The organism is Enterococcus sp. BWR-S5 (assembly GCF_016745255.1).
GTDB lineage: Bacteria > Bacillota > Bacilli > Lactobacillales > Enterococcaceae > Enterococcus_L.
Genome location: NZ_JADOEQ010000017.1, coordinates 54,372 through 78,840, shown reverse-complemented (window position 1 = coordinate 78,840; position 24,469 = coordinate 54,372). Strand labels below are relative to the sequence as shown.

The following is a 24,469-nucleotide window of genomic DNA, read 5'->3' as shown; positions in this document are numbered from 1 at the left end:
CTGACACACTTTTTTATTTCATTCAGAGAAACAAAAAAAGAGGACTAAAATTTTCTGATTTTAGTCCTCTTTTTTGTAAGGTTTTCCATTTATTGTTTATGGGCGATGAAGTTGGCTGCCGCGCCAACTAAATTTGCATCATTTCGATACTCACAAATAACAATCTCAGGGACAAAATCCTTCAAGTCAAATTGCTTCAATTTTTTCTCCATCCGCTGATTGATTTCTTCCAACAGCCCTTCTTTCGCAGATACACCACCACCAAGAACAATTACCTGCGGATCTAATGAAAATTGGATACTGAATAGACCTTGCGTCAGATATTCATAGAAGTTTTCTACTTCTTCTGTCGCCAGTACATCACCTTGATTTGCCAGCATAAAGACATCTTCCCCTGAAAAAGTTTCTCTTTCAACACCTTTTCGATCACAATAGCGCCAAGCCATATGTACAGCTGTTCCAAGAGAACTGAAGGTTTTTCCATCATTCAAAAACATCAAGCCAAACTCGCCACCGTAAAGATGTGCGCCCTTAACAATTTCGCCTTTATGGAATACAGCGCCACCAATACCTGTTCCAATCACGACAAAAGCAACCTCTTGTTTTCCTTTCGCTGCCCCTTCGTAAATTTCAGCCATTCCTGCACAATTCGCGTCATTTTCAATCGTTACAGGCAGTTGAAAAAGGTTTTCCAGCTCATCATAAATATCAAAATGATGAATATAAGGAATTGCTGATATCCCTAAAATTTGGCGTTTCCTTTCATCGACTACACCAGGTGCACTGAATGCAATACCTTCTATAGAAAATGGCACATTCATTTTTGTCTCTAATAATGCTTTTTTCATTTCTTCCCACGTTTTCGGTGTAGGAAATTTTCCTGTTCCATGTAGCTCATTTTTCTCCCAAACACCGTACTTTACTGCTGAACCGCCTAAATCAAATGCTAAAATCGCCATAATACTCCGCCTTTTATGTCTATTTTTTATGTCTCCGATAATTATAAGGTCCGTGATATTCTTCATCTGGATTTCTTCGCAAGCTGAACTTTAGCGGAACATAGTCAATTCCACCCTTTACAAAGGGATGGCACCGTAAAATTCTCCCGATTCCCATCAAGCCGCCCTTTACTCCACCATGGGTCTGGACCGCGTCCATCATATACTGGGAGCAGGTAGGATGGTACCGACATCTTTGTCCAAGTGCCGGTGAAATAAATCTCTGATAAAATTTCACCAAAGAAATAATCAGTTTTCCAAGCATTCTGTCCTTCTCCTCTTTCCTATTCGACAAAACTATATCGTTTTTTTTAACGGAATGCAAGGTTTCAAATTGAAAGCTGTAAAAATTATAAGAAAAGTGCTACACTAAGTGAGAACGGAGGGATGACTCATGGGATTAAAATTCGAAAGTAGTGACGATTTGGATAAGCTATTTGAATCCTTCGCCATTGACCCTAAAGACAAAGAAAAACCAAAAAAAGAAGAAGATACAGATGAGCCAAAAAATAAAGAAACAAAAAAATAACCAGTTTCTGTAAAAGGCCTGAAGCTGCTGAAAAATGTAACTACATTTTCCAGCAGCTTCAGGCCTTTTTATGTGTCACTATCACTACTACTTTATCAATCACCTATATTTTTTATACTAAAAATAACCTATATTAAGTATTTAAAAGAATAAAAATACCAATAAGTAATATTTACATATAAAAAACCCGTTTTATAGGTTATAATAAATAACGAAATGAACGAGAAACATTTCAAAAATAGTTGTTTTGGAGGAAAAAAATGAGAAAGAAAAAATTGTATGCAATTGTTTTAGGGATTAGTCTGATTTTGGGAATCAGCTTTTTCCAGCCTGAGGAAGTACATGGAGAGAATAAGGACCCGCATGTTTTTGTTCATGGATTGGTGGGTTTCGGACCAGATGAGCTAAAACCATTTCCTATCACTTATTGGGGTGGCTTTTCTACTATTTTGGGTGATCTGAATTCAAAAGGGTATCATAGCATGGAAGCTGTTGTAAGTCCTTTCGGAAGTAACTGGGATCGTGCAGTCGAGCTCTACTACTATATTAAGGGTGGAACTGTAGATTATGGTGCAGCCCATGCTCAAAAACACGGGCATGCCAGATATGGCAGAACCTATGCCGGACTTTACCCACAATGGGATGGTCAAAGTAAAATTCACTTGATTGGACATAGCCAGGGTGGACAAACTAGCCGTCTGTTGGAAACAATGCTTCGTGAAGGATCACAGGAAGAGCAAGCTTACGCTGCCGCTAACGGCACTGAGCTATCAGAATTGTTCAAAGGGAATAAGAATTGGGTTCATAGCATCACTACACTAGGTACCCCGCATAACGGTACTCGTCTTGCAGATATCGCCAAGCCATTAATCAGCGATATTATTTACGGACTGGCAGCAACTACCGGAAGCAACGCTATCAAGATTCCTTATGATTTCAAAATGGATCATTGGGGGCTTCGCCAACAAGCCGGAGAAAGTAATAAGGCCTATATGAAACGAGTATTGGAAAGTAATGTTTGGAACAATAGTCAGGATGTCGCCTTACATGACTTGACTGTTGCCGGTGCTGATACGATTAACCAGATGACAAATCTGGCAGGTGATGTTTACTACTTCTCTTTTGCAGCAGATGCGACTTATAAGTCCGGCGTGAGCAATAATTATCTGCCATCAATCACAATGTCTCCACTATTTACAATTCCTTCTATGATATTAGGGAAGACTGGGACAACTGAATGGCGTGCGAATGATGGACTTGTACCAGTTATTTCAGCCAAAGCACCTTTCACACAAAAGAGTAAAACAGCAGATAACCAAGTAGAACCGGGAATTTGGTATGTTGAACCGGTTATCAAAGGATGGGATCACATTGATTTCATTGGACAAGACTATTTGCAGGCACCTATCCTGAGAACAAAAGTCCGCAGTTTCTATGAAGGTATTGTATTAAGAAACTATACATTATAAGCACTTACTAAAAGCTCTATAATAAACGGGACTGAGAAAGTACTTCTACTTTCTCAGTCCCATGTTCATTTTCATCTAAATGATATGCTATAGTTTAGCCGACTATTCAAATCAATAATTTTTTAGAGAAGCAAAAGGACAACACTAAAAAAACGGAAGAGTATCTGCCGAGTGCAGGATACTCTTCCGTTTTTTCTTATCTATTTATTAAAGGTACTTTTCAATTGCTTTCCATGCTTCATCCTTGCCCATTTTTGTTTGAGATGAGAATAGGATAAATTCATCGGACGGATCAAAGTTCAGCGCCTTTTTGACGACACTTTCATGCTTGTTCCACTTCCCTCTCGGAATCTTGTCTGCTTTCGTTGCAACAACAATTACCGGCAGGTCATAATATTTGAGAAATTCATACATCTGAATGTCTTCCTGGGTCGGCGGATGGCGCAAATCAACAAGGGAAACAACGGCCCGAAGCTGTTCTCTCTTTGTCATATAGGTCTCAATCATTTTTCCCCATTTTGCTCGTTCTGTTTTGGAAACCTTGGCATAGCCATATCCCGGTACGTCCACAAAATGAAGCGACTCTTCAATCAGGTAAAAATTCAATGTTTGGGTTTTCCCCGGTTTTCCTGATGTTCGTGCCAGATTTTTTCGATTAATCAGCGTGTTGATAAACGATGATTTTCCTACGTTTGATCGTCCGGCAAGGGCGATTTCAGGAAGCTGTGTCTCAGGATACTGCGCCGGAGATACTGCACTGATTACGATTTCTGCTTGATGTACGTTCATACTTTTCCTCCTTTTTTACTCGTTAGCTGTACACAAAACGAAGCTGGCCTGCTTAGTTTCAGCTTCTTCCCATAAAAAAGTCGGGGCTCATACCTTTGCAGATATTTCGTCCCGACCTATCATTTCCATTCGTGTCGCTGAGTAATCTAACTACTCAACGTTTACTTCCGTGATTAGCCGGCTTTTTGATCCTTTTTATCATAAATGATCGCCGGTTTTCCTTTGCCTTCAACAGCCAGTTCGGTAATGATAACTTTCTTAATTGTTTCATCTGAAGGGATATCAAACATAACATCCAACATGATTCCTTCAATAATCGAACGTAGGCCACGTGCTCCGGTATTTCTCTCAATGGCTTTTTGTGAGATGCCGCGTAAAGCATCTTCCTCAAATTCCAATTCTGTATTATCCAAAGATAATAGCTTTTGGTATTGCTTAACTAGCGCATTCTTTGGTTCTTTCAAAATACGAACCAAATCATCAACGGTTAATTTTTCCAAGGCGGCAGTAACCGGTAAACGACCGATAAATTCAGGAATCAAACCGAATTTCAATAAGTCCTCCGGAATAATCTGCTGCATGATGCTTTGATCTTCAGATAGCTTACTGTTGTTTGTTCCAAAGCCGATAGTCTTGTCTCCCAGACGGTTCTTAACAATGGTTTCAATTCCGTCAAATGCACCACCAACGATGAATAGGATATTGGTTGTATCAATCTGGATGAATTCCTGATGCGGGTGCTTGCGTCCACCTTGTGGAGGCACACTTGCTACAGTTCCTTCCAAAATCTTCAACAGGGCTTGCTGAACGCCCTCACCGGATACATCTCTGGTAATTGAAACATTTTCACTTTTACGGGCAATTTTATCAATTTCATCAATATAGATAATGCCTTTTTCTGCTCGCTCTACATTATAGTCAGCAGATTGAAGCAGCTTCAGCAAGATGTTTTCCACATCTTCACCAACGTAACCTGCTTCTGTTAAGCTGGTTGCATCAGCAATGGCAAACGGCACATTCAATGTTCTAGCCAAGGTTTGCGCTAAAAATGTCTTTCCTGAGCCAGTAGGCCCAATCAGGCAGATGTTGCTCTTTTGCAGCTCTACATCATCTGAACTATTATTATCAGTGTGATTTACTCGTTTATAGTGATTATAGACAGCAACAGAGAGTGCTCGTTTCGCTTGCTCTTGGCCAATCACATATTGATCTAAAACATCCAAAATTTCTTGGGGTTTAGGAACATCCGTTAATTCACGTACAGCTTCATCATAAAATTCTTCGTCAATAATCTCTTTGCATAGGTCGATACATTCGTTACAAATGTATACGCCCGGTCCCGCTACAATCTTCTTTACTTCTTCTTGCGTTTTTCCGCAGAAAGAACAACGAACAGGTCCATTATTATTTGTATTGTCGTACACGTACGTTCCTCCTTAAACTCGAAAGTAACTGCAGGTACAGTCTTAAGAAATCATATCACAAAGATGGAAAAAATGCGAACTTTGGAAATGAATTTTTAACATTCTTTCTGTTTTTTTTCAATGAGCTTCTTTTAAGCTATTGAGAGATTGTTTTTTAGATAACATTTTCATGAGAAAATAACAGTCGTTCATCTAATCAATTGCATCATACCTACTTCTAAACACTCCTTTGAGAAACAAAATCATTTCCTCAGATTTTTATTTTCCAGTGGCTTTCTTGTTCTTATCCTCTGATTGTTATTCTTCAATGTTTCCGCTTTATGTTATACTGTAAACGTGGTATGAAGACACGTAAATAAACACGTTGCAATTGCTTACCGTTGCTTGAATAATTGAGAATAGGTACTCTATCGCAGCCTGAACTATTTTGTGTCATTCATATAGTTTTCAATCATTGAATAATGGAGGGTACATGAATGTTAGAAAAGATTTTACTAGGGACGTATACACGAAGAGTTAGCAAAGGCATCCATGAAATCGTGTTGGATACTGAAAAGGGAGAGCTTTCGACAGCTGAGCTGGTAGCTGAAGCAAAAGGCCCGACCTATGTCACACTGAGCAATGCCGGAAACTTGTATTCTGTTATAGAGGTTGGAGAAGAAGGCGGAGCAGGAGCCTTTAAGCCTAAAGATGAGCAGGCATTTGAACTGTTAAATGCAGTCACTGAGCAAGGTGCACCCCATTGTTATGTTGCGGTTGATGAAGACCGCCAATTGATGTATGGCGCAAACTACCATCGAGGCATGGTTTACAGCCATCGCATTTTAAAAGATGGTTCTCTTGAGCTTGCTGATAAAATTACACATGATGAAGCAACTGGTCCTCATGAAAATCAAAATAATGCGCATGTTCACTATACCGATTTGACACCAGACAATCGTCTTGTTGTCTGTGACCTTGGTACTGACCGTGTATACACATATGATGTTGCTGCTGATGGTAAATTAACTGAAGCCGCTCAATATGTTGCTGAACCAGGAACAGGTCCTCGTCACCTGGTCTTCCATCCAAACGAAAAGCTTGCTTATATGTTTGGTGAGTTAGACAATACAGTGACTGTACTTGCTTATGATGCAGCAACCGGAACATTTTCACAAAAACAAAAAGTGTCAACCTTACCGGAAGACTTTACAGAATTTAGTGGCGGCGCGGCTATTCGTATCTCTAAAGACGGTCGTTTCCTTTATGCATCAAACCGTGGGCATAATTCTCTCGCAGTATATGCGGTTACTGAAGATGGCAATCATATCGAATTGATTCAATTAATTTCGACTGAAGGCGATTTTCCAAGAGACTTTGACTTGAATGCGACAGATGAGTATATTGTAGCTGCCAACCAAAATACAGACAACCTAACGCTTTATCGCCGTGATAAAGAAACAGGCTTGCTGACTATGATTCAAAAAGATGTTTACGCACCGGAATGTGTCTGCGTTTATTTCAAATAAAATAAGCCATAAAATAACTTGCCAAAACAGGGATTACTCTCTTGGCAAGTTATTTTTTTCTTCTATTTTTTAACTATCCGTGCCAATCGCCGGACGGTATCAAGCAATCGATTATATACATTACCGGAATAGGTATCTCCTTTATCCGAAAAATAATCATAGTTCAGCTCAGGATTCTGCCTGTTTCTTTGTTGCGGACTAAGCCATTTTCTCTGCTGTCCCTCCGCTCCGTCCATTAATTGGTTCATATCAGTTTTTGACTTTTGTCCATTCAACCCATGCCTGCCAATCGTTTTTCTCAAATTGTGATCCAACTTTCCAGGTGGTCGAACATCCAGCCGCTTATGCACTTTATCATTTTTTTCCGCATAGTTAAACGATTCCCCATTCATCAGCTGTTCCTCAAAATACAACGATTGCTCGCCAAAACGTGTTTGGTAATAACTTAAGTCACTATGGTATTTTCCACTCGCCTTATCCTTTTCAAGAACATTCCATTGACTGACGAAATCACCACGACGATTTAGGATGAACTCCGAATGAAAGTGCACCGTTCGTTTTTTGTTTTCATTTCCCAGTACACGGCTACCATAGGTTTCACCAATAATCATTTTATTATGGTAACGGGCAGGCTCACGCTCCATCCGCTTACCGGATCTGCCCAATGGACTTGGCGCACTCACATACGCTGCGAGTGCTTGCTCGTCTGTTCTTTCTGCTGTTTTGAACTTTGAACGGATATATTGGATATTTTGTCGATCAATGTACATCCTCAGCTGATGATGGATGGGGTCAGACAAGTTCTTATTCGGATAGGCCGCCTGCATCGTTTTTGCAAGGGTCTGCCAGAAACGAGCATGGGGCGAAAGCGTCTCATCAAACGCATATGGGCCATTTAGTTGAAGCATCTCGTTCTCATCCAATTCAGCGCCCAAGTGCAACACTAATAGATGAAGTCGCTTTTTTGCCTGTTCTTCCGTAAACGCTCCATCCTCTGAAGCGTCAAAAAGTCGTTCATAGGCACGGCTTCCAACACACTGCAGCTCATTGTTCAATTGGCAGAAACACTCCTTTAGCTTTTGAGGCTCCTTCAGCTTCGATACTAATTTAAGAAGATACGCAGCTTGTACACCGCATGCCTGCTGACCCCACGCCATTTCTCGAAGCAGCTCAAACTGCTTGATTACCATTTTTCGGCAGTCAAGCCAAGCTCCATCCTTTCCCAACAGCTGCAAAACAGGGCGATAGGCTCGCTCCAGCCATTCTTCTCCAGCAGTATCTTTCGTCCGCTCTTCCATTCCTGACAGTTCCCTCCCTTCTCAACGAATCATTCCATTCTTTTTTTCAATTGTACCACTGATTCCACACCTCTACCTATATCACGTTTGTTGATGATTACAGGAAATGGAATATGATAGACAGCAACCCTTCATTTCTTCAAGAAATGATTCTAAAAGATATGCTAAAATAAAAGCAGGCTTTCTACACTAAAAAAGAATGGAGGAGTACAGTGGAAGAAATCATTCGGATAGATAACCTGACAAAACAGTTTAAACAGCAGGTCCTTTTAGACGCTGTAAGCCTATCTATTTACAAAGGACAATCTGTCGTCTTTACAGGAAAAAACGGCAGCGGTAAGAGTACATTGTTAAGAATGATTGCAGGCTTAACTACGTTAACTTCAGGTGCTATACATAGAAATAAGGACGCATTGATTCACTATATTCCCGAGCATTTTCCACGTAAGAAGCTTTCAGCTTATCGATACCTTTTTTCTGTTGGAAAAATCGATGGGTGTACCGATTCAGAACTGGAAGAAAAAATACAACAACTCGCAGAGGATTTTTATATAACTGATATGCTGCACACACCTCTGCAGCTTCTGTCAAAAGGCTCGCTCCAAAAAATTGGTGTGATTCAAGCACTGATTAAACAACCGGATATTTTGCTTTTAGATGAACCGTTATCCGGACAAGATCAACGCTCGCAGCAGGTATTTGTTCAGAAAATGAAGCTGTTGCAAAAGCAGCAGACAACACTTATTATGTCCTGTCACGAAAAGCATCTGATTCGCTCACTTTCAGATACTGCCTACCGCATTGAAAACAAGCAAATACAGGCAATAGATATTGGCTTCTTCACCACTGAATCACACTTTCAACTGACCTTTGTCGATGAAGAACGACGAGCAGTTCTTCCTGAGCTCTCTTTTTCCCTAAGACAGTCTGACAATCAGTTGCAGATTTCTGTGCCTGCAAGCCAAACCAATCAAGTGATTCAAACAATGCTGAATCACCACTGGACATTAAGGGGGATGCAGCATGAAGACGATTAACGAACTACTTAGCTATCATCGCCTCTCCTATTTCCATTCGTCCCGCTTTGTCATGCCTTTGGTCTGGCTATTACTGCTTCAGCTGGGCATCTATACGACACCGCGCCCTATCGGCTTGATGGACAGTATTTTTATGTCCTGTATGTATACATTTCTGATTGCTATGTGGGTCGGTCTATCCTACAACAATCTGGAAGATAACATCAGTGAACAGCTGATGATTTTACGGGTCAAAAGTGACACTCTTTATTATCTGAGCATAGCGTTATTTTTACTTTTTCTAAGTACCATTATCAGTCTGATTTCAGCGATTGCACCGTTGCTTGCCGCCATCATCAGTCAACAAGCATTGTTTGACCGCCCTTATGAAGCAAATGATTTTCTTTGTTCCCTCCTGCTTCTTTTGGCCTGTGCCTGTGCCGGCGCAAGTCTTGGTTCTTTGCTTCATCCTAGGATATTGAAGGACAAAAAGCTGGTATTGCTGACGGCATTGTTTCTTGTCGTCTTCGTAAGCGCTCGACTGACCATGATTAGACAGTATCCTCTTTCAGCCTTTGTTTTATGGGTCATTCCACCTGTTGCAGATATCACTAAGGCCTATCCGAGCAGCGCTGCCTTTTCCAGATTGATTACTATACAGCTATTTGGTTCATTTTTACTTTATACAGCTGCTTTTTCAGCTATAAAAATTGGTTTGCTTAAAAAAATAAAATTTTGATACTTTTATAGAAAATGTGACCTCATTAGGATTTACGTTCACCTAACGAGACCACATTTTTTTATCTTGTTCAGTTGTCATTGAAGATTTTCTAAAATTTCCTGATAGCGCTTTGTTGCAAGCTCGCTCGGCTCTCCTTTTTTGCAGAAAGAAAGCTTTGCCAGCTTATTATTGGTCCGCATAACAACAATTTTTCCGTCCTCCATCGTCTCCTGCAATGCCTTCAAGGCTTCGAGAAAGCGCTCATCCTTCTTGGCTTTCTCATAAAACGAGAGCACATACACATAATAGAAAAGATTGTATGTGCGAAACGGATATTCCGGTTGCATAAACAATGTCCCTATTCCATAGTGACAAGGTCCGATTGGTCTTTTAATCCGCCAATGCTCCAATAAAAGCTCAACCGCCGGCTCCAGCGTCGACTCTTGATTAAGATATGGTGTAAAACGAAAAGCATTCAGCCCAGTCAATGTTGGTCCGGGATTCGCATATAAAGTCTCTTCCCCTCGACCATAGCTGAATTTATTACAACGCCAGCCTCCCAGCTCATATTGCGTTGCCAAAAGATGTTGAAAAGTTGTCTGAACACGCTCGTCTTCACTATAGCCCATGTGACAAAGCGTGTTGGCTGCATTTACAGTATGGCAAGGTAAAATCGCTCCCTTGCCAGTTAATTGAAAACACCCATCTTCCCGCCATGTACTGAAAATCAATTTAGCGGTTTCTTCGATTATTGAGTCGGAATCATCCATACCTAATTCTGTCAGAAGCATCATGCTTTCCATTGTTGAAAAGGGGGCTCCCTTTATCAACCGTTTATCTTCAGTTGTCCAGTAATCTGCACCCAAATCATAACGGTGAGACAGGATTTTTTCAACATCTTCTTTGTACTCCTTGATAACGGTCATGCGCATCACTCCTTTCAATCAGAGGGGGTTGTCCGTTTCCCTAAATCCTGAACAGCCTCTCTCCATTGGTTCTTCGGTATCTTCCCAAACGCATCACCAATTGAGAGCTCAAAGGAACAGGCAGAAGCCCCTTGACTCTTCAACATCCCCGTAAAACCAATCTCTGTTTCCTTTTGCAAGGCTGTCAAAATCTCTGCCATTTCTGCTGCAGGTTTTGAAAAGTGAACATGAAACATATTAGTTACCGGTATCTGTGGTATTGTCTTAACTCCTGAACAAGCATTAAATTGTTCCGCCACTTGTTTCGCAGACTCATAATAGTCTGTCATCTTTTCAATCCTCTGTTCATAATAATAATCTGAGGACAGCACATAGGGATACAGACTAATCAAATCACCGCCATGTCGTCTTTTCCATGGTTTTGCTTCCGCAATAAAAGAGTAATCCCCAGCAAGAATTGCACCAGCGATTCCCCCAAGCCCCTTATAAAACGACACATAGACACTATCGAATAGAGAACAGATTTCAGCCGCTGTTTTGTTATAATACGGCAGGCATTCCCACAGTCGTGCACCATCTAAATGAAGCAAGATTCCATGTTCACGGCAATAACGGCTAATTGTTTCCAGCTCTTCAAAGGTTGGCAGCTGTCCGCCAATTTCTCGTTGTGGCAGCTCCAAAAGCAAGCAGGAAATCTGAGGCGCTGCCGCTTTTACATCCTCTAGCGTAAGCAATCGATCCTCTTCACCAAGCAAGATGGGGTGAATCTGATGAAGCATTTTCAATCCATCCTCTTCGTGAATCTCAAGGTGTGACAACGGATGATAAGCAATTGTCTTATTTCCTTTTCGATCCGTCCAAACCCTTAATGCAATTTGCTGCGCCATTGTACCACTAGGGAAAAAGATAGCTGCTTCCTTTCCAAGAACCTCAGCCATTTTCTTCTCGAAATCTTCGATTACAGCCCCTGTTCCATACATGTCACTTTCTATTTGATCGTCAACCGATAGCAAGACTTGCTTTAGCACATCAATCGTCCGTTCGCCATGATTTCCCAGCTTGTATGCAGCTGCTTTCCAACTTTCTTTTAGTGCATCCATCTACCAAATCTCCCATCATTTTTGACTCATTTAGCCGCGAGTGAAAAAACGGCACAAAATTGCTGTCTGACGAACCCCTACCCTCTTACTATGAGGATTGCTCATAAAATTAGCTATCTCCCACGATAGTACTCAGTGGCAAAATGTTTCTCTTGTTATAAATAATACTCAGCCTTAAGATGTTTTATAGCTTAAATATGGACTATAAGTATTTTTCCAGCATCACAGCAATGCCGTCTTCATTATTCGATAATGTAATCTCATCTGCTGCTTTCAAGTCATCTACTGCATTCGCCATCGCTACACCTACGCCTGCATATTCAATAATAGAACGATCGTTATGGCCATCACCAAAGGAAATCACTTCCTCCGCATGAATACCAAAATTGGGCAGTACACTATCCAGCGCTTTCGCTTTATCAATTCCTTTATCTGTAAATTCAAAATAAACCGGTGCGGTAAACATAGCGTTCAGGCTTCCTTCAAATGGCGCTTTCATCGCCACATGATGCTCCTGCAAATAGTCCGGATCGCCGGCAATCAAGATTTTATTCAACGGAAAATCCACAAAGGCCGCCAAATCATCGATCTCACACAGCTTAAAATTACCGCCTCTGGACTCATACTCAATAATATTGAACTCCCCTGTCGGAAGTGTCACAATGTTATCAAAAACATCATTCACATAGAGATAGTCTTCTTTATCAATCATCGGTTTCACATCAAACTGCTTTAAATGCTCCAAAATTGCTTTGCTGTCCTCTACAGACATCGCCTGATTAAACAGCATTTCGTCTGTTTTACAATCAATAACACAGGCACCGTTAAAAGAAACAATGAAGCCTTCATATTTATCCAGCTGCAGCTCTTTCACATGCTTTTGCATCCCTGTTGTTGGTCGCCCAGATGCTAAAATCACTTTAATTCCCTGTTCCTGTGCATTAATCAATGCCTGCTTTGTTTTTGCAGATATTTCCTTTTCATCATTTAGTAATGTTCCATCAATATCAAGTACAATTGCTTTAATCGCCATACTATTTACCCCTCTAACCTGCTGAACGACTTTTCTCGGCTTTCGTTTACTGAGTGAAAAAAGACATCCATCCGTATTTTTTCGTTATTACTACCAGTATAGTTTATATTCTCCCAAATATCTATAATGAAAAAGCTTACATACATACGCTACAAGTCGTATATACCATATGCTTCTCATTAGCTGAGGCTTTCACTTAAAATGACGATAAAAAAGTGCAGAGCCAACTCACTCTACACTCTTCTTATTGATAAGGATAGAATAGATGAAATTCCTATCCTATCTAACGTGCGTTTTCAAATCCTGTTGAGCAACTAAGCCTGACGCTTCTTTTTCGCTCCATACATTACAGCTGAGCCAAATAATACCAGCATCCCAGCTGCGCCCAACATCATATTTTTTAACTCACCAGTTTGCGGCAAGCCGCTGCCATCAGGCTTACTTCCTCCTGTCGGCTTATCCGTTGAAGAATCGGAATGACTCACTGAGTCTGTTTCAGTCGTGCTGCTCTCCGTTGTTGTAGAAGTATCCGAAGAATCATCCGTTTCTCCCGTTCCAGAAAGATCATAGACAGGATAAGCAGAATTCGGTGAAGTCATTTCATTAAACACTGCACCAATGCCTTCCGCCAATGTTTCATTTGAATAATTTTTTACCTGCATCAGGCCATGAACATTGATACTGCCGTTACTATAACGGGTGATGGGTTGTTCCGCGGGAAGATTACTTTCTTCAGCAGTCGTCACACGTTCAAACCAAGCTTCCTGCACCTGATGATTCCCTGTATTTACTGACTGACGTGCTGTTACCGGCGTCCAGTAATAATTTGTTGCACCATACACCTGTGACTCTTCCTGGTTCCTAAGCTCCAGTTTCTCTTTCACCTCAGCACCAGTTGTTCGAAACGACAGAATACCATCTGCAAAATAGTTTGTTGTGTCAGAAGAGGTTGTATACAGTGCCACATTATGTGATTGATTGTTAAACGAGGTGCTACTGTTAACAATAATATCTGTCCCACTGTTAGAATCAATGCCTTTACCTAAATTTTCGAAGGTCAGACTGTTAATGAGCTCATGGTCCCCCGGAAGAGACGAGCCACCCATTTTAAATCCATTCCCATTACCTGTTTTAGATGGATCATTTGCCAACCAGCCATTTCGATAAGCGACAGAGTTTTTGATTGTGACCTTACCGATACTTCCAGTTTCATTCTTAGCAAATAAATCCCAGCCATCATCTGCATTGTGGTAAGCAATACAACCATCAAACACATTCCCGGGACCTGTAGTAATTTTAGCTGCGAAACCGTCCGCATCCTCAAAACCAGTATCTGCATTTTCATAGGAAGTACAGTTCTTGATTGTATTGTAAGAAGGCCACTCATTAATCGTATCTATGGCTGATCCGCTGATTTGAATACCAGTGTTGCCATTCCGATAGGTTTGAATATCCTCCAACCAGTTATAATGACCGGAAACTTCTATTCCCTTAGACATGTCAGAAGCACCTGTCACATCAAACCCACGATAAATCCAATGGTTCCCCCAATGAGACAATCCGCCGCCTTTTCCTGTAAAATCAAGCACCGGACGAAGCCCTGCTTCATTTTTCTCCGCAACCAATGTGATTGGCTGTTCCGCTGTACCGTTCACACCTTTTTGAATTGTCAGTTTCTTATCAAAGGTATAATTACCTACAGCTAAAACAATCGTCATCCCCGGCTTGGCATAGCTCAATGCCGTACGCAACGCAATCGGATCTTCAACTGTTCCAGAAGCATTCTCAGTGCCTCCCGGTGTAACATAGAGCGTTGACTTCAACTCGCGATACTTAACCTGATGCTCAATAGTCGCCTCATCGTAATTGCTCATCTCCATGTATTCTCCTGGAATATATGTTTTGTCCGGTGTAAAAATTGCTTCAAAGGTCGTTGCCGCCTTCTCCAGCTCTACCGGAATCGTAATTTCCTTGTTTGCTTGGACAGCGATATTGTTTCCGGCTTCAAAAACAGTGCCAGTTTCCTTGTCCCGCAAGACCAACGAACCATCCGCATTTGCTTTGAAACGCAAGTCATATTCCTTTGTTCCGCTTTCTTTACTGGATGAAATACTATAGACAGGTTCAATTTTTTCTGTTGGTCGTTCTTCCGGATCTGGATCTTCTTTCGGGTCAGAGTAGGTCATTTCTAATCCGCTGACAGTAATATCCATATTCCGTGCCGTTGCAAAACCAACACAAACATTTTCCTGATCCAATACAAACATTGACTCCCAATCCCAAAGTACATCACGAACCGTCTTGCCGGATGCATCTGTATAGTATGCTTCAAATCCGCTATTCGTCTTTTTCATGGTAAAATCAAAGGTCGTCAAATTACCTATCGTTGTCGCTCCCACCTCAGACTCAGCATTTCCCATCACATTATAGGTTCCGGCTTCAAGCTTATTATCTGCTGCAGCTGTTTCCATTGGAAAATAATTATACGTCACAGAACCAACCTCCGGTGGATTCAGCGGATCACTTGTTACACCCACCACGGTTCTAGTACCCAGCCCCAGCTTCATCGCATACTTAGCTCCGTTACCAGTCGTTACCTGGTTTTTATCGAAATCCCAAATATACTCCAGTCTACTACCAAGAATTGAATAAGAATTTGAATAATGACTTCGGTCATACATTGTTTCACTTGGCACGGCATCTCGAACCATCAAAGCGAATCCTTCTTGACCATTCGTATACTTCCATGTGTTAACTGTTACCTTTCCTGAAAGCGAGAAGTTTTTATCCTTAGGCACCTGTGTGTAATAATACGATAAGCCATCTGTACCACTGATTAAGAATTTGCCTCCATTGTCTTGGCTTTTAATGTTCACGGTCTTTTCATCAATGACATTGATGCTAGTTTTCGCTTCACCGGTACTTTCCCCAAAAAAGATACTCTGCCATTCTCCCAATGCTCTAGGTGCAACAGCTGTTTCAATTTCTTCTGCTTCAGTCTTCGATACACTGACTTCAGTCGAATGTTCAATTGCTTCTGAAGCCGTAGATTCTGTTGATTCTGATTCTGCCATTTCAGAATCAAATGTTGTTGCTTCAACATTGTTCACGTGAACATTTTCTTCCGAAAAAGAATTTCCTGTCATTTCTGTTGCTTCAACAGCAACTGCAGTCAAAGGTAACATTAATGACGCCGCACAATAAGATACAGTTACAAACTTCCGAATAAACTTACCTGCCAAATCGTTCATCTCCCTTTAAAAATAGTGAAAAAGCGCTTTCCTTATTTAATATCTCAAAACAATCACAAAAAGTCAAGTATTCTTATAACTGACTGTTAGCAGAAAAAGACTCTTTAGACAAAAGGAACAGAGCCGCTTAACGTGGCTCTGCTCCCTTTGATGATACAAACATACATCTATCTGATTTTTCAGCTATTTTCTTATTTTTCTGACAAGCGAGTGGGCTCTTCCTCTGTTTCTGCTAGCTTCCTCTGTAATTCTTTATCATAATTTCTTGCTACAGGAATTAGAAAATTCACGAGCCCACAAAGAAGGGTGCCGATACCGGCAATAAGAAATAGTTTCTCAACACCAATCTTATCCGCCAAAGGTCCGGCAAAAATTAACCCCACAGGGCCAGTAATACTCATCAATGAATTCAGCACGCCCATGATACGACCAAGATATTTTGGCTCGTAGCTTTGCTGAATCATCGCCATTAGCAGAGTGTTGAAATACGGTGTGGCAAACCCCGCTGCCGCATTTAGCAGAGCGAACCAAATAAATCCTGTACGTGTTGGCGGTATGAGACCGCTGGCACCAATCGTGAGACCTATCACCAAGTAAGCCAACAATACTGGCTTCATTCGATTCTTCCAGTTCCCAAAAATACCGATGATTGTTCCCCCGGCCAACATCCCTACCGCATAAATCACCTCAATCAATCCGGCCTGTCCGACTGTACCATGGAAATAGCTCATTGTCATCAACGGATATAGACTTGCTGCCGGCATAAAAATCAATGTGAAAGCAGCTCCGATAAGCGTAATATACCACAGCCCTTTATTCTCGATTAATTTCTTAAAACCAAAAACCGTATCCGCCATTAAATGAATTCGTTCTCCCTCTGATGGAAGATGTGGAATCTTTATAAAAATCAGTAAACCAACACCGATTATCGCTCCAAGTACATCAAGTAAAATCAGAAGGTTCATGGGAATCACAGAAAAAAGAAATGCCCCTAACGCCGGAGCAACAATAAAATTCGCCGACTGGACCATCCCCAGCTGACCATTCACCTTCGTTATTTCATCCTCCGGTACCATGGTCGGCAGGATAGACTGAATCGTAGGCATTTGAAAAGTCTGAGCAATTGCCCGTATCAAGAGCGAAACAAAAACCAGCCATAGCGGGAAATCAGAGGATAGAGTACCTACAACTGATAGTACCAATGCAAAAATTGCTACAATGATATCAGTAACCATCAATACGCCTTTTTTATTTAACCGATCAATAAATGGACCGGCAAATGGGCTCAGTATCACCATCGGAATCATCCCCAACAATGTGGCAATACTTAAAATCGTTGCTGAGCCTGTAGTTTCTGTCAAATACCAAATAATCGAGTATTGGACAATCATGCTTGTTATACCTGATAAAAACTGTCCTGTAAGAAATAAATAGAAGTTTCTTCGCCAGTTCTTCATGTCAATCGTTGGTTGTTTATTCATAAAAACACTCCTGTTTTGTTCGTTTATTTAGGACTAAGTTTTCTCTTCCTAATTTGGAGTGCTCCAAAAAAAGAAGAGCCTACCCTCTTCTCAAACGAATAGAGTCAATCATTGCCTTCCTAATAAATAGCATGTCGCATACTCCTTTCACTATTTCTTCATTTCATATCAATCATATCATTTGGTATATAGATAAATCAAAAACCGAAACTGAACTTTCTCCAGCACGCACCGTTAATCCCGACATTCCTTTCTTTTTCTATGGGTTGCCAAATCAGCATATCTAACCGGTATAGGTAATCTGCTGTCTTTTTTTACAAAATGCAGAACAATCTCTTTGGCCGTTTCCAAATCAATCCAATTACCACAAGACACATAAATAGGCTTTACATCCTCTCTACTTCGCAAAACCAAGCCATACACATCGTCTTTGACTGCAATTAACTCAAAAGAACCCGCTTTTTTATCCGGTTCATCGAACGTTGCCCCCTCGATAGTGAAATAATTCTTCGCTACCCCGATTGTTGGCTTTTTCAAATAGAAAGAGGCATGCGTTGCGATTCCCATATGTCTGACATGTAAATAACCGTTCCCATCAAACATATACAAATCAGGCACAACAGACAGTTTTTTTACCGCCTCAAGAACTAACGGAAGCTCTCGAAAAGCCAAATAACCGGAAATATACGGCACACTGATTTTCCCATGATAAGCTACCTCCTCAACAACCTCCATTGTTTGGTAGTCAACAACCACAATGCTGCACACACCAAATTCCTGTTCCTCTTCCTGCCAGTACGCCAAATCAACACCCGCAACCAGATGGATATCATTCAATGCAAAATTCGTCTGCAAAGAGATTTGCGCTTGCCATTTTTCTTGTTCTTGTTGGAATTGTGTAAGTAGTTCCGACATAGTTAATCGCTCCTTTTTTATACACATTTTTATTGCTATACTTCTCCATTGCGCTATTCTTTTTGTCTACCATTCATATATATTCATTACCCGTTACGCATAGAAGAATAACAACGAATATTTTATGTGGTGAGCTCTGCACCTAGCATTTAGCAGCATTGAAATATCTTAATTTATACCCTATTCTGCCAAATAGAGTAAATATCTCCTTTTCTAGTTCATCATATACGTATCTTTCCTTTCTTCCTATTTTCCGTTCGTTTATTCCCATCTTTCCCTTAAGAATGCACCGAAAGTCTTCACCTCCGGTGCACGATAAAGGAACTATTTATATATTGTTAATACCAAAGTAATTACGATACCTTCACTAATTCTCATTTTTCAGTCTTAAAATGCTCCTGAAAATTTGTTTGGTCCACTACTTTGACTGCCACTAGTTCTTGAGCTAATCTCTAAGTTACTAATTTCGGTACCTATTTTTTTATCCATTTCTTGAAAAGCCTGCGCGATACTGTTTATATAGGCGTCTATTTGTTCTACCGCTTTTGCTAAGTCCTCTCCTGTTGAGGCAACTTCTCTACAGCAACCCTCTAGTACAGATTTACTATCATCCTTTATTGAATCCAACAAACCATGACTATTATTATATGGATTACTATACATAATCTCGCCCATTTTCAAAGAAATGTTCACACTTGTAATTTGGCTGGCATCAATTTTCTTGCCACCTGTTCCGCCACCACCAGATGAGACAGCACCAGCAGCTACACTGCCAAAACCAGGCCTCGCAAGTGAAGAAATATCACCACCTTGATTGTTATTTGATGTTGTTGGCTGAGGTTTACTCAATGAAGGATTGAAATTCCCACCTCGAGCAAAGCCCATTGCTGTCTTATCAATACCTGATGTATCTTGTTGCATCTGTTGTTGAGGTTGCTTTTGAGCTGTAAATGTTCCTGTTTGACTCATAATTTTCTCCTTTCAACCTTTTTATAAATCTTCTGTGTCTTTAAACCACTCTCGAAACTCTTCCAATGAGTGAATTTCATGGTCCTGACCATCTTTACTATACTCTCCATATAGAACTAAACCTTCATACATATCAGTCCCTACTGGCATGAACCATTTCGCAATTGTTTCTACAGAAATTGATAGGTCTGGAAAAAAAATACTCGCACGTTCATTATCCTTAAGAGTAAGAAATTTTTTCATTTCTGGAAATTCTATCAAAAATCCACTAGTAGACATATCTGTATTACTTAAATACCAAAAATGAGAAGACCACATCGTATTATCTACAATATATTTTCCAGAAAGATTTGAATACTTGCTCAAAAGTATTTTAGAATCTATATCGTATAATCTATTATGGCTAGTATCTTTTCCAGCCAAATTTTCTATAATATCTTCATCTTCTACCCCTAAATAAATCCAACGACTACCATAATCAGCTAACGATTTCTCATAAAGGTTAATCTTTACATAGGATTTACCATCAATCATTAACATTCCATCCGTCATAAAAGGAGCATAATCTACATTGTAATTTGCCAACGCTTGTTTCATATCGATTTCCTTGAACTTAACAATTTCATTACTTTCCCTTTTATAAACATGAAGCAATGACTTTTCAACTTCCACTGTAGGGTCAATTTCGCTAGAATTATAGGTCAATAGCTTCTGCGAGTCCTCATAAGCCATATATTCCATCGTTGCCATTGGATTACTACCCACATATGAATATTTTTTCCCTTCCTCTACTTTATCTGGTCCTGGTAACAACCACTTACTCGCTATAGCAGTTGTACCTTCAATCGTTCGAAAAGTAACTTCTCTTGGTTCGATGATAACTACAGTAGGTATTTCTAATGATTCTTCCTTATCCTGGTTCTTTTGAATCCAGAAATAACCTATACTAACTACTGCTAAAACTAAAACTATTGACACACTAATGCCTATTTGTTTCCTATGCCTTTTCATTTCTACTTACCTCTTACTTTCCAATGTCTTCAATGTAATCAAAAAAGTCAGAAGATTTAAGTCCTGTTTTACTTGCTATATCATTTAGTGCTGCTCGTACTTCACTTGGGCTACAACCTTCATCTCCCAGTGAATATCCACCTATATTTAATAAATACTTCTGAGCAGGAGGTAGCTCGTTTAAATTATTAACACCATTTAAAGCATAGCCATCCTTTGCTCGTTCAACAAGAGATTGCTCTCCTGGATAAGGATAATTTGTCAAACCACAATTATTCAGCTCGTTTAATCGCGCAATCGACTCTACTGTTGGCATGCCATCTTCAAAAGCAATTGTCTTCTGTCCATTATCTCCCAGAATCAAATTGCCCTCTCGTCCACCTTTTCCAATAATTGCTGACATGATATCCTCTTCAGCAGCTGCTGTTTTCTTATCTGCACCTGACATATTTTTTTGATAGTCGATAATTAACTTCAAGTATTTCACGCTATTATCCGTTACTTTTGTCAATCCTTTATAATAGTCAGCGTTCTTATCCATCATATTTTTAGCTACATCATTTCCTCTTAAAAGACTTGTTGTATTCTGAGTAGCAAGAGCGTCTAAAAATAGCAAACCGGTGCCAACAGCAGGATTAAAAACTCCAATAGTCGTAATCAAACCATTCTTTAATAACTCCTCCAAGTATGCTTGCCGCTGTTCCTGTATCTCTGCCAATTTTCGACTTTCACCAGCAGCTGACGTTGCGGAGTAATTCTCATGAAACAAAGAATTGTATGATTGGATTTTCTCACCTTCATAAACCTGACCATTTGCTTTTATAGTGCTATTTTGCTTGATGCCAAATGAAAACTGGCCACCCGCAGATAAAGTTAAGCCATCTAGACTAAAACGTAATGTTTCTTCCCCTTTGGCAGTATGATGTCCATATTCTTTTGTGCTCGTTCCCGCAGGTGTCTCTGCAGCATAGAGAGTCATCCACAAACTTCCAAGAGCATTCATTTTCTCAAATTGTTCTAATAGTTTTTGCCTTTCAACCTCTGTCATTTCATAGCCTAAATCTTCTGATTTCGTAGCTAATATAGCTGCATACTGTAAGCTCAATACATCAGAAGCATTTAACATATTTTGTAAATGTGCTTCAATTGCTGCTTCAGAATTCAATCCCATTAAATGATTGAGTATTGATTGCAATTTTTTTTGTTCTATCTCATTCATTGTTTCAGCTGGCATATTTGTAATATCTGCTAACTGCTTAACTAATAAAGCACTTGGTACATCACCAATTTTCGTCGCATCTAATTCAAAATAGCTTTTATAGTCTTCATTCAGTAGATATTCTAATGCTTTTGCATCATTTTCCTTCTTTATACCGTTCAAAAATCCCGGAATACTTCCAGCATCCATTTTTCCACTAGCAATAAGAGCAACAGCAGTTGATGCTGATAACCCATTTTTCGGATCAGTAATCATTGATACTGTTTCGATTGATGACTTCAATCCGGAAAGAGTCTCCTTGACTCCTTCTAAATCACTTTTGAATGTATCTACAGCTTCTTGTAGATTACTTCTCGTCTTCTTTATAGCTGTAACACATGTATCAACATCTGTTTGAAAGGCATCCTTTTTACTGCTAATCGTAGTAGCAGGATCACTGGTTATCGCAGCTGCTGCATCTGAATCGGCTAAAATTTCATCAATTACTTTTTTCATCTCATCGATTTGCCCTGTTAGCTTCTCTTCCCTTTTGACAAGCTTGTCACAATAATCGTCTTCCACACCTGGCACAGAAGAACGAACCTTCGTAGAAAAGCCTTCTCCTGTAACAGCTCCATGATATATATCTAATTTTCTAGCGAATAATGTAATTTGCTGTGGATATTCTACGTAGACCTTACTACTCATATCATTGATTATTTCCAAGTAGGCATTCAACGCATCCGCCTGTTGCCCTTCTATTTTTGCAGATAGCTTTGTACTAGCATCTTGTGTCGCATCTGTAATTGTTTGAGAATAACTTGTTAATGTACTACTCATTTCCTGTAGTCCAGAAATTTTATCGATTTTTACTGCCATTCTTTTCCCTCCTTTTTAGGCTTTCGCTTTTTCAGCTGCCTCTTCTGCTTTTGCTCTCGCTATCATTCGTTCATTTTCTTCTCTCGCCATAGCTACATGATAAGAATTCCTCAAGCTTTGAATCTGTATATCATAGGCTGTCGCCTTATTTTTTAAGCTTGAAACTACACTGCTTCTCTCAGCTTTGACATCACTGACACAGTTTGTAACCAAATCCTTGGCATTCTCATGGTGTTCTTTATACTTATCTCCGTCCATTTTATCAGCATCTCTCGTGACCCCATATGAAGATGTTATTTTAGTTCCAGATAACTGACTCGCAAAAGCGAGCAGTTTAGCCTTCTTTCCTTCTAACTTCGTAATATCTGCTGCAATACTAGCCGAACTACTCATAACTCCATTTCTCCTCCTTTTATTTAACCTTTAACTTAAGGGTAAGTAAATACTATTTTATCGATAAAGTAAAAATAATTATCCATTTTCAAATTATCTATGTGTTTGAACCTACCGTTTTTACGAATACTTTTCTTACTTCCCTTATCTATGTATCGAAACTTCCGTTTCGATACATAGTAAAAGAAGTATTTCTATTATTTTGGTGTAATGTAAGTCAAAATCTCTGCTGTCTGTTTATCAATCATCCTAAAGGATACGACACCCAGACCGACTGCATTCATTTCTGAAATTAAAATTGACCCATCTTCATAGACATGTTCAACAAAAGCCACATGGCCATATGTGCTGTCTGCCCCTGCTACTCCCGGTTGGAAGCACAGTGCTGTACCTGCTTTTGGTTCGTGACTGACCTCATAGCCGCGCGCTTTTCCTGTTGCGCCCCAGTCCATACCATTCCCCATGTTCACTTCAACATATCCGCCAAGCTGAACAACTCGGTTATAGGCATACTGTGTACAATTTCCTGCAGCATAATACTCGGCACCATGGTAACTTTCGCCTGCATAGTCTTTGAAATCACTGTCTGGATGACTGTCAGCTATAATCAGACCACCTGAAGAAGTAGATGGTTCTGCCTTATCATATTCTGTCAGTTCATATTCTTCGATAAAGGCATTCAGTTTTTCATCGTAGAGCGTATCTGTTGCATACACACCTGTTAATGCTTTGGTTGCTTCACGATAACTAGCCGCCTTCTCTTTCCACGTTCCTTCGTAAATCGTCGGATTCCACTCAGTGCCATCCTTCAATAACTCAGCATAATCCTCAAAAGATTCCGTATAGCTTGGGTATTGCCTGAACGCCGATTGAATCTGGTACCAGTTACCTGAACCATCATCCTCATACGTTGTAAAGGTCACTGATTGCCCTTCATGATCTCCCTTAATACCAAATAAATTGTAATAAGGCTCTTGGCTAAGCTGACTACCGCCTGAACCTGTTTCCAAAATGGCTTGTGCAATCATTACCGAGGCATAGAGACCATGTTCTTGCCCTACCTTACGCGCCTTTTCACCAATCCTTAAAATGAACAAATCCGTTGGTTCATTACGATTAACGGAAATCGTTCCTGCTTCCGGTGCTACTGATTGCGCCGTTCCTGTGCCACCAGTATCAGTCCAAGTCTGAGTTGGTGGTGTGCTTGGCGCAGGTGTTGGCTGTGCCGGTGTTTGAGGTACCTGTGGTGTTTCTACCGGTGGTGCAGGTACTTCCGGAATCTCCGGAGAAGTACTTGAGTCTGTTGTTCCAGAACCTGAGTCACCTGTTGAACTTTCACCGGTATTACTACTATCCGTACTTTCTGATGTACTACTATCTGTCGTTTCTTCTGTTGTCTCACCTGTTCCTGTTTCTGGAACAGTTATCTCGGCGTCAGCATTTTCTGCTCCATAAACAATCATTGGAGTAAATGTCTGTACCAGCAACAAACTTAATGTGCATATTGCCATTACTTTTCGCTTCATATGCGTTTTTGTGCTCCTTTGTTTAGTAAAAATCA

21 protein-coding genes are annotated in these 24,469 nt (G+C 40.3%); 5 read left to right on the top strand and 16 right to left on the bottom strand.

Annotated elements, in window-relative coordinates; all coding sequences use genetic code 11:
* Window positions 1–89: 89 nt before the first annotated feature.
* The gene (locus IW510_RS17530; RefSeq protein ID WP_202061838.1) at window positions 90–959 is read right to left on the bottom strand and encodes an ROK family protein; all 870 of its coding nucleotides are present in this window, start codon (window positions 957–959) and stop codon (window positions 90–92) included.
* A 19-nt stretch (window positions 960–978) separates the two neighbouring features.
* A complete protein-coding gene (gene yidD, locus IW510_RS17525) occupies window positions 979–1,263 on the bottom strand; it encodes a membrane protein insertion efficiency factor YidD (protein WP_202061836.1) in 285 nt (94 codons plus the stop codon).
* Window positions 1,264–1,392: 129 nt separating this feature from the next.
* On the opposite strand from yidD, the gene IW510_RS21505 reads away from it, so the two are divergent.
* Entirely contained in the window at window positions 1,393–1,527 is a 135-nt protein-coding gene (locus IW510_RS21505) for an SPJ_0845 family protein (protein WP_269092869.1), read from the top strand.
* 260 nt (window positions 1,528–1,787) lie between these two features.
* Window positions 1,788–2,996, top strand: a complete 1,209-nt coding sequence (locus IW510_RS17520; protein WP_202061834.1) for an esterase/lipase family protein — start codon at window positions 1,788–1,790, stop codon at window positions 2,994–2,996.
* Between the two features lie 207 nt (window positions 2,997–3,203).
* Here the strand turns inward: IW510_RS17520 and yihA are convergent, their stop codons facing one another.
* Both yihA and clpX read right to left on the bottom strand, forming a co-directional pair.
* Window positions 3,204–3,785: a ribosome biogenesis GTP-binding protein YihA/YsxC gene (gene yihA / locus IW510_RS17515; protein WP_202061832.1), complete on the bottom strand. Its 582-nt coding sequence runs from the start codon at window positions 3,783–3,785 to the stop codon at window positions 3,204–3,206.
* 173 nt (window positions 3,786–3,958) lie between these two features.
* Window positions 3,959–5,209: an ATP-dependent Clp protease ATP-binding subunit ClpX gene (clpX, locus tag IW510_RS17510; protein ID WP_202061831.1), complete on the bottom strand. Its 1,251-nt coding sequence runs from the start codon at window positions 5,207–5,209 to the stop codon at window positions 3,959–3,961.
* A 476-nt stretch (window positions 5,210–5,685) separates the two neighbouring features.
* Here clpX and IW510_RS17505 point away from each other — a divergent pair, with 476 nt between their 5' ends.
* A complete protein-coding gene (locus tag IW510_RS17505; protein ID WP_202061830.1) occupies window positions 5,686–6,717 on the top strand; it encodes a lactonase family protein in 1,032 nt (343 codons plus the stop codon).
* A 62-nt stretch (window positions 6,718–6,779) separates the two neighbouring features.
* Here IW510_RS17505 and IW510_RS17500 read toward each other — a convergent pair whose 3' ends face one another.
* Window positions 6,780–8,015, bottom strand: a complete 1,236-nt coding sequence (locus tag IW510_RS17500) for a DUF3114 domain-containing protein (protein ID WP_202061829.1) — start codon at window positions 8,013–8,015, stop codon at window positions 6,780–6,782.
* A 212-nt stretch (window positions 8,016–8,227) separates the two neighbouring features.
* Between IW510_RS17500 and IW510_RS17495 the strand changes: the two genes are divergently transcribed.
* The gene (locus IW510_RS17495; protein WP_202061828.1) at window positions 8,228–9,052 is read left to right on the top strand and encodes an ATP-binding cassette domain-containing protein; all 825 of its coding nucleotides are present in this window, start codon (window positions 8,228–8,230) and stop codon (window positions 9,050–9,052) included.
* Window positions 9,039–9,770, top strand: coding sequence for a hypothetical protein (locus IW510_RS17490; RefSeq protein WP_202061827.1), 732 nt, complete (start codon window positions 9,039–9,041; stop codon window positions 9,768–9,770). The genes IW510_RS17495 and IW510_RS17490 overlap by 14 nt, the downstream gene beginning before the upstream one ends.
* Before the next feature lie 77 nt (window positions 9,771–9,847).
* Here IW510_RS17490 and IW510_RS17485 read toward each other — a convergent pair whose 3' ends face one another.
* From IW510_RS17485 to IW510_RS17435, 11 genes are all read right to left on the bottom strand, one after another.
* On the bottom strand, window positions 9,848–10,678 hold the full coding sequence (locus tag IW510_RS17485; protein WP_202061826.1) for a prenyltransferase: 831 nt from the start codon (window positions 10,676–10,678) through the stop codon (window positions 9,848–9,850).
* Between the two features lie 14 nt (window positions 10,679–10,692).
* Window positions 10,693–11,778: a threonine aldolase family protein gene (locus IW510_RS17480; protein WP_202061824.1), complete on the bottom strand. Its 1,086-nt coding sequence runs from the start codon at window positions 11,776–11,778 to the stop codon at window positions 10,693–10,695.
* Between the two features lie 202 nt (window positions 11,779–11,980).
* The gene (locus IW510_RS17475; RefSeq protein WP_202061823.1) at window positions 11,981–12,811 is read right to left on the bottom strand and encodes a Cof-type HAD-IIB family hydrolase; all 831 of its coding nucleotides are present in this window, start codon (window positions 12,809–12,811) and stop codon (window positions 11,981–11,983) included.
* Window positions 12,812–13,125: 314 nt separating this feature from the next.
* On the bottom strand, window positions 13,126–16,053 hold the full coding sequence (locus IW510_RS17470) for a right-handed parallel beta-helix repeat-containing protein (RefSeq protein WP_202061822.1): 2,928 nt from the start codon (window positions 16,051–16,053) through the stop codon (window positions 13,126–13,128).
* Between the two features lie 200 nt (window positions 16,054–16,253).
* Window positions 16,254–17,543, bottom strand: a complete 1,290-nt coding sequence (locus tag IW510_RS17465; RefSeq protein WP_202061821.1) for an MFS transporter — start codon at window positions 17,541–17,543, stop codon at window positions 16,254–16,256.
* A 234-nt stretch (window positions 17,544–17,777) separates the two neighbouring features.
* Window positions 17,778–18,458: an endonuclease V gene (locus IW510_RS17460; RefSeq protein ID WP_202061820.1), complete on the bottom strand. Its 681-nt coding sequence runs from the start codon at window positions 18,456–18,458 to the stop codon at window positions 17,778–17,780.
* 387 nt (window positions 18,459–18,845) lie between these two features.
* Entirely contained in the window at window positions 18,846–19,427 is a 582-nt protein-coding gene (locus tag IW510_RS17455) for a hypothetical protein (RefSeq protein ID WP_202061819.1), read from the bottom strand.
* Between the two features lie 21 nt (window positions 19,428–19,448).
* The gene (locus IW510_RS17450) at window positions 19,449–20,438 is read right to left on the bottom strand and encodes a hypothetical protein (protein WP_202061817.1); all 990 of its coding nucleotides are present in this window, start codon (window positions 20,436–20,438) and stop codon (window positions 19,449–19,451) included.
* Between the two features lie 13 nt (window positions 20,439–20,451).
* On the bottom strand, window positions 20,452–22,515 hold the full coding sequence (locus IW510_RS17445) for a hypothetical protein (protein ID WP_202061815.1): 2,064 nt from the start codon (window positions 22,513–22,515) through the stop codon (window positions 20,452–20,454).
* A gap of 15 nt (window positions 22,516–22,530) precedes the next feature.
* Window positions 22,531–22,908 carry a hypothetical protein gene (locus tag IW510_RS17440; protein ID WP_202061813.1) on the bottom strand — a complete coding sequence of 126 codons (378 nt, stop codon included), beginning with the start codon at window positions 22,906–22,908 and terminating at the stop codon, window positions 22,531–22,533.
* Between the two features lie 197 nt (window positions 22,909–23,105).
* Entirely contained in the window at window positions 23,106–24,434 is a 1,329-nt protein-coding gene (locus IW510_RS17435) for a glucosaminidase domain-containing protein (protein WP_202061811.1), read from the bottom strand.
* Between the last annotated feature and the right edge of the window lie 35 nt (window positions 24,435–24,469).

What these genes read in the sequence shown, in the direction of transcription:
- IW510_RS17440 (WP_202061813.1), bottom strand. Translation starts at nt 22,908, where the DNA reads ATGAGTAGTTCGGCTAGTATTGCAGCAGATATTACGAAGTTAGAAGGA.
- IW510_RS17455 (WP_202061819.1), bottom strand. Translation starts at nt 19,427, where the DNA reads ATGAGTCAAACAGGAACATTTACAGCTCAAAAGCAACCTCAACAACAG.
- IW510_RS17450 (WP_202061817.1), bottom strand. Translation starts at nt 20,438, where the DNA reads ATGAAAAGGCATAGGAAACAAATAGGCATTAGTGTGTCAATAGTTTTA.
- IW510_RS17475 (WP_202061823.1), bottom strand. Translation starts at nt 12,811, where the DNA reads ATGGCGATTAAAGCAATTGTACTTGATATTGATGGAACATTACTAAAT.
- yidD (WP_202061836.1), bottom strand. Translation starts at nt 1,263, where the DNA reads ATGCTTGGAAAACTGATTATTTCTTTGGTGAAATTTTATCAGAGATTT.
- IW510_RS21505 (WP_269092869.1), top strand. Translation starts at nt 1,393, where the DNA reads ATGGGATTAAAATTCGAAAGTAGTGACGATTTGGATAAGCTATTTGAA.
- IW510_RS17490 (WP_202061827.1), top strand. Translation starts at nt 9,039, where the DNA reads ATGAAGACGATTAACGAACTACTTAGCTATCATCGCCTCTCCTATTTC.
- IW510_RS17435 (WP_202061811.1), bottom strand. Translation starts at nt 24,434, where the DNA reads ATGAAGCGAAAAGTAATGGCAATATGCACATTAAGTTTGTTGCTGGTA.
- IW510_RS17445 (WP_202061815.1), bottom strand. Translation starts at nt 22,515, where the DNA reads ATGGCAGTAAAAATCGATAAAATTTCTGGACTACAGGAAATGAGTAGT.
- IW510_RS17465 (WP_202061821.1), bottom strand. Translation starts at nt 17,543, where the DNA reads ATGAATAAACAACCAACGATTGACATGAAGAACTGGCGAAGAAACTTC.
- IW510_RS17500 (WP_202061829.1), bottom strand. Translation starts at nt 8,015, where the DNA reads ATGGAAGAGCGGACGAAAGATACTGCTGGAGAAGAATGGCTGGAGCGA.
- IW510_RS17530 (WP_202061838.1), bottom strand. Translation starts at nt 959, where the DNA reads ATGGCGATTTTAGCATTTGATTTAGGCGGTTCAGCAGTAAAGTACGGT.
- IW510_RS17480 (WP_202061824.1), bottom strand. Translation starts at nt 11,778, where the DNA reads ATGGATGCACTAAAAGAAAGTTGGAAAGCAGCTGCATACAAGCTGGGA.
- IW510_RS17460 (WP_202061820.1), bottom strand. Translation starts at nt 18,458, where the DNA reads ATGTCGGAACTACTTACACAATTCCAACAAGAACAAGAAAAATGGCAA.
- yihA (WP_202061832.1), bottom strand. Translation starts at nt 3,785, where the DNA reads ATGAACGTACATCAAGCAGAAATCGTAATCAGTGCAGTATCTCCGGCG.
- IW510_RS17485 (WP_202061826.1), bottom strand. Translation starts at nt 10,678, where the DNA reads ATGACCGTTATCAAGGAGTACAAAGAAGATGTTGAAAAAATCCTGTCT.
- IW510_RS17505 (WP_202061830.1), top strand. Translation starts at nt 5,686, where the DNA reads ATGTTAGAAAAGATTTTACTAGGGACGTATACACGAAGAGTTAGCAAA.
- IW510_RS17520 (WP_202061834.1), top strand. Translation starts at nt 1,788, where the DNA reads ATGAGAAAGAAAAAATTGTATGCAATTGTTTTAGGGATTAGTCTGATT.